Origin of the sequence: Dyella silvatica, assembly GCF_026283955.1 — a bacterium.
Lineage (GTDB): Bacteria > Pseudomonadota > Gammaproteobacteria > Xanthomonadales > Rhodanobacteraceae > Dyella_C > Dyella_C silvatica.
This window is the reverse complement of record NZ_JAPDPE010000188.1, coordinates 1-5155: the sequence shown is the minus strand read 5'-3', so window position 1 is coordinate 5155 and position 5155 is coordinate 1. Positions and strand designations below refer to the sequence as shown.

General features: G+C 60.6%; 6 protein-coding genes. 4 read left to right on the top strand and 2 right to left on the bottom strand.

Annotated elements, in window-relative coordinates; genetic code table 11:
• Positions 1-536: SGNH hydrolase domain-containing protein (locus OUZ52_RS22095; RefSeq protein ID WP_266160756.1), on the top strand; the 536-nt coding region annotated here is incomplete at its 5' end.
• A gap of 54 nt (positions 537-590) precedes the next feature.
• Here the strand turns inward: OUZ52_RS22095 and OUZ52_RS22090 are convergent.
• Positions 591-800 carry a cold-shock protein gene (locus tag OUZ52_RS22090; RefSeq protein WP_114846195.1) on the bottom strand — a complete coding sequence of 70 codons (210 nt, stop codon included), beginning with the start codon at positions 798-800 and terminating at the stop codon, positions 591-593.
• Between the two features lie 224 nt (positions 801-1024).
• Between OUZ52_RS22090 and xth the strand changes: the two genes are divergently transcribed.
• The 3 genes from xth (at position 1025) to OUZ52_RS22075 (ending at position 3582) form a co-directional block, all read left to right on the top strand.
• The gene (gene xth / locus OUZ52_RS22085) at positions 1025-1804 is read left to right on the top strand and encodes an exodeoxyribonuclease III (RefSeq protein ID WP_266160755.1); all 780 of its coding nucleotides are present in this window, start codon (positions 1025-1027) and stop codon (positions 1802-1804) included.
• Positions 1805-1920: 116 nt separating this feature from the next.
• On the top strand, positions 1921-2595 hold the full coding sequence (locus tag OUZ52_RS22080; RefSeq protein WP_266160754.1) for a YecA/YgfB family protein: 675 nt from the start codon (positions 1921-1923) through the stop codon (positions 2593-2595).
• 153 nt (positions 2596-2748) lie between these two features.
• On the top strand, positions 2749-3582 hold the full coding sequence (locus OUZ52_RS22075; protein WP_266160753.1) for a pirin family protein: 834 nt from the start codon (positions 2749-2751) through the stop codon (positions 3580-3582).
• A 43-nt stretch (positions 3583-3625) separates the two neighbouring features.
• Here OUZ52_RS22075 and OUZ52_RS22070 read toward each other — a convergent pair.
• Positions 3626-5155, bottom strand: a 1530-nt coding sequence (locus OUZ52_RS22070; RefSeq protein WP_484489072.1) for a glycoside hydrolase family 15 protein, incomplete at its 5' end; no start/stop codon positions are given.

The window sequence follows — 5155 nt, the reverse complement described above, 5'->3', positions numbered from 1 at the left end:
CGTGGCGCGACCATGCGGCGAAATACATTGCTTCGATCCATCCAGATATCGTCATCGTCGGCTCATCGCCGACTTATAGCTTTAGCGAGGCTGATTGGACCGATGGCAGTAAAAAGCTACTGAGCGTGCTCAGTCCCGCTGCCGGACATATCTATGTTGTGCGTGGCACGCCTGCCCTGGCTTTCGACGGGCCTGATTGTCTTTTGGCCCAGGCGGACCTGCCGAAAATGTTTTCTCGCGGCGATCGTTGCCATAGCCCTTCGGTCAGTCCGCAGAACGATCTCGTTTATCGCAGCCTGCAGCATGCTGCCAGCGCGTTCGATAACGTCAGCCTGGTCGATATGAACGATGCGCTATGCCCGGATGGGCAGTGCCATGCCGAACTGAATGGGCACGTGGTGTTTCGGGACTCACAACATGTGACGGCAAGCTTTGTTGCCAGTCTGAGCGATGCTTTCGCGAAGCGCCTTGGCGCGCTGGAATCGGCCGGGCAACCCAGCGCTGGGAGCCCTGGCTCAGCAGCGGTCCAGCATTGAGACATGAAAAAGCCCGCCGAAGCGGGCTTTTTGTTTTACTAAATCCGGTCAGCCTTAGGCGACCTGGACTTCTTCAGCTTGCAGACCCTTCTGGCCCTTGGCAACAACGAAGGTGACGCGCTGGCCTTCCTGCAGGGATTTGAAGCCCGAGCCCTGGATCGCGCGGAAATGCACGAACAGGTCATCACCGCTTTCCGGGGTGATAAAGCCAAAGCCCTTGGCATCATTGAACCACTTGACGGTACCGCTACTACGATTCGACATAAAACTTACCTTTGACACATGAATGATTTGCGGCTTGGAGGGGAAATGCTGCGTTTGGCCACAAAATAGAAGCAGCGTATTTGAGTTATCTCAAATCCCCAACTGGCTAGCATACTCCCTAAATTCGCCAGATGTGGTATCGCGTGGTTCAGGTTGGCCAGACGGGGGTGAAAAAGGCCAAGGAATGAGCACGGGCGGCCTCTCGCATCCCCTACAATGCGCCGATGAAAATCGCCTCCTGGAACGTGAATTCGCTGAAAGTGCGGTTGCCGCAGCTGACCGAATGGGCCGCGGACGCTCAGCCAGACATCATTGCCCTGCAAGAAACCAAGCTGGAAGACGCCAAGTTTCCGGTCGACGAGCTGGCCGCGGCAGGCTATCGCACGGTGTACTCCGGGCAGAAAACCTATAACGGCGTGGCGATTCTGGCGCGGCAGGCTACCCAGCCTGAGTTCAAGGATGTCGTCACCGACATCCCGGGCCTGGAGGATCCGCAGCGGCGCATTCTGGCGGCGACCATCGGCGGGCTCCGCGTGGTCGACTTGTATGTCGTCAACGGCAAGGCCGTGGGCGATGAGAAATATGCCTACAAGCTGGACTGGCTGGCCAAAGTACAGGCCTTTCTGGCGCAAGAAATCACGCGATATCCAAACCTGGTGGTGCTGGGCGATTTCAATATCGCGCCGGATGACCGCGATGTTTACGATCCGGCCGCCTGGGGTGAAGAGGTGCTGTGCTCACCGCCCGAGCGCGCCGCGCTGAAATCGATCACTGACCTTGGGTTGCACGACAGCTTCCGCTTGTTCGAGCAGGCTGGCGAGCACTACAGCTGGTGGGACTACCGTCAGGCTGCGTTCCGGCGCAACATGGGCGTGCGCATCGACTTGATCCTAATCAGCGAGGCGCTGAAGTCTGCCGCGAAAGCCGCCGCGATCGACCGCACCCCACGACGCTGGGAACGCCCCTCCGACCACACGCCGGTAACGCTGGATCTGGAAATATAAGCGCCTGTCCACGATCTCTGGGTGGCTTGCGCCGCCAGCCGTTTGCCTGCACACACAGAGAAGAACAGGCTCTATGATCCTCTCGTCTATGGACGACTTGCTTGCACAGGCTGCTGATGAATACCCCCAAGACCGACTGGCCCAGCTCGCTGGACGACAACGAACTCGATGAACTGGATCGTTACCTGCGTGGTCACGCAGGCGATGGCGATCTGCTGCTGGACGGCGTGCATGGCATGCTTTCCGGGCTGGCCGTCGGGCCGTTGCATGTACTGCCGGAGGAGTGGCTGCCCGAGGTGCTGCACGAGCCGTTTGCCGATGAGGAAGAAGGCAACCGCGTGCTCGCCCTGCTGGCCAAGCTCAACGACTCGATCAGCGCCGAGCTCGATGTGGATGCCTATGAGCCGATTCTCGGTGAAGTAGACACCGCGACCGGCCCGATGCTGACCGCGGCGGGCTGGTGCGAAGGTTTCAGCCGGGCCATCGATCTGCGCGCCACGTTGTGGGAGAAGCGTCTGGCCGACGACCCGCATTTGATGGAGTTGCTGGGCCCGGTGATGGCCTTGGCGGTGGACGAAGGCGTGCTCAGCGCGGAAGCCGATTTCGCCAAACTTAGCGACGATGAATACGACGAGTGCCTGGCCCAGGTACCGATGGTGCTGGGTGCGGTCAATCAGTATTGGCACGAACATCCGGCCACCGAGGCAGAACTCGAGATCGAGGCCAAACCGAGCAGCGTGGAAGAGGAAAGCGGCCCGCCGCGTCAGCGCAGCGGGCATTGGGTGCATTGATAGAGAGGTCCGGCATGTCGGCGATATGCCGGCATGTCGCCTGGGTCGGCAGCGCGGAGTCGCATCCGCGAAACAATCTGTTCCTGCAGGGCCCCTTGGCGACGCGCGCGTGTACCTCCATCGTTGCATGCAGTTCTCTAGCTGGAGCAAGCGATGACTGAGCGGCATATTTTCCGTCGCATCCGCGGTACCGACACCGCTGACGGCGCTGGCGTCAAACTCAAACGCATCATTGGTCAGCCCGGCTTGGATATGCTGGATCCGTTTCTGCTGTTGGACGAATTTCGCTCCGACCAGGCCGGTGACTACATCGCGGGCTTTCCCGAGCATCCGCATCGCGGTTTCGAGACCGTCACCTACATGCTTGCCGGCCATATGCGGCACATCGACAACCACGGCAACAGCGGCGATCTCACTTCGGGCAGCGTGCAATGGATGACCGCCGGTCGCGGCATCCAGCATTCGGAAATGCCCGAGCAGGAAGACGGCCTGATGTGGGGTTTTCAGTTGTGGGTGAACTTGCCCGCCAAAGACAAAATGATCGAGCCGCGCTATCAAGACATCAGCCCCGAACGCATCCCCACCGTGCAACCGGCCGATGGTGTGACGGTCAAGGTCATTGCGGGCGAGCTGGCTGGAGTCTCCGGCCCGGTGGCTGGCATTGCGACCGCGCCGATTTATCTGGATATCGCACTACAAGCCGGTGCCGAGATCGACATTCCCCTGCCCGAGGGGCACAGCGCGTTTGCCTATGTCTTCGATGGCAGTGATGCACAAGTCGCCGGTGAGCCGCTCGCGCGCAGTGAACTGGCGGTGTTGAGCAAGGGCCGCAGTGTACGAGTGGCCGGTCGCGACGCCCCGGCCCGGGTGCTGCTGGTTGCCGGCAAGCCGTTAAAGGAGCCGGTGGCACGTTACGGCCCGTTCGTGATGAATACGACAGAGCAGATCCATGAGGCGATTGCGGATTTTCGTAGCGGCAAGTTCTGAGTGCCTATTCGCCGTTTGCCGTGGAAGGCCGACGAAGTCGCGGTTATCGTTCGATACGTAGCGTTGCCGGCACGCTGCGTATGATGATCTGCCCGGCTCGCCACGCAACCGGTGCCCCATTTAAATAAGCCTTGCCCACCGGGTTGCCGGCATACGGCCACGGCACCACCAAACCGCCTGGTGGCATGGCTAGCCCGGTATTGATGTGCAGCTCAAGCTTTCCATCCACTTCACGCAGTGAATAACTCAGCTCGCCATAGGCGGTGCGCAACTTCTCGATGCCCACGCCCTCCCCTTGCAGCCACGTCGATGGAATGCCCGCGGCAAGTACCAGCGCTTGATCAGCTGGGCGCTCATAGGCAAACAAGTCGTAGGCCGAGCGCAGATAGTCCGAGGCAATCCACGCATGTGGCATGTCACCGACAAAGCGCGGCTTGCGCGGATCGCGACCGACCACCTCGGCCCACTGATTCCACGCTGCAGGACGGCGGTCGGCAAAAAAGAACCTAAGCTGCGACTCCACTCGATCGCGCCAGCCGAGCCGAACAAAGCTGGCGACCGTACGCAGTTCATAAGGGGTGTAGTCGTCCCAGTCCCTGTGGCCATCGCGGCGTTGCAGAAAGCCCTGCCAATAGCGCTCGAACGTGCGTTGCAGCAGGCCTGGCGGCAGCCAGGTCTGACCATCCCCAGGCGATAACGCCATGGTGGTCGAGGTGGCATCGAAATCGCCCAGCTCAGCAGCCCCCGGCAAGAAATCGATATCGTGTTGCTTGGTCGACAGCTCGATAGACTGGCGAAAATCAGCGCGAAAAGTATCGCGCGAGGCGGCGATGCGGGCAGCCTCATCGGCTTTGCCCAAAGCATTGGCAAGCATTACCGCATCGTCATAGCCTTGCAGTGCCCAGAAATCATCCCAGTACGAATGCATCGGTTTGGCCGAGTAACCCTCATGGCTGATCGACGCCGGCATCAAGCCGTACAACGCACGTTGTTCCGCCGTTTGATGGGCTGGCATGCGTTGGCTTTCACGCAGCGTGTCCATATAGGCAATGGCGCGTGCCACCGTAGGCCACAGCGCCTCAAGCTCGGCGCGGTCATGGGCGTAACGCCACAGCTCGGCAATGGCGAAAATCATTTCTCCGTGGCTATCGTTTTCCGGCACCGGATCGGAGCCACGCGCATCGACACAGCAGGGCACTTTGCCGTTGCTGAACTGGTGCGGCGCATACCAGCGCACGAACTCAGCGGCAGTCTCCGCATGGCCGCTGCGCACCAGGCTCTCCGTCATCATGGCACCGTCGCGTACCCAGCTGCGCGCGTAAGAGCGGGTGCCTGGCTGCAAGGCTGGGCCGTCGCGCGAAAGCAGTATCTGCGCCAGCGCGCTACGCGCGGTATCGGCCATCGCCTGTTGTGCTGGCGGCACGTGCAGCGTGACGCGATTGAGTTTTTCTCGCCACACACTGGCCGTGCCATCGAGTGCTTGCTGAAGCATTACCGCCGCATCGCCAGCGCTGACATCGGCTATCGCAGCTTCATGCCAGGGCACCAGCAAACCGACGGTGCGACTGCCATG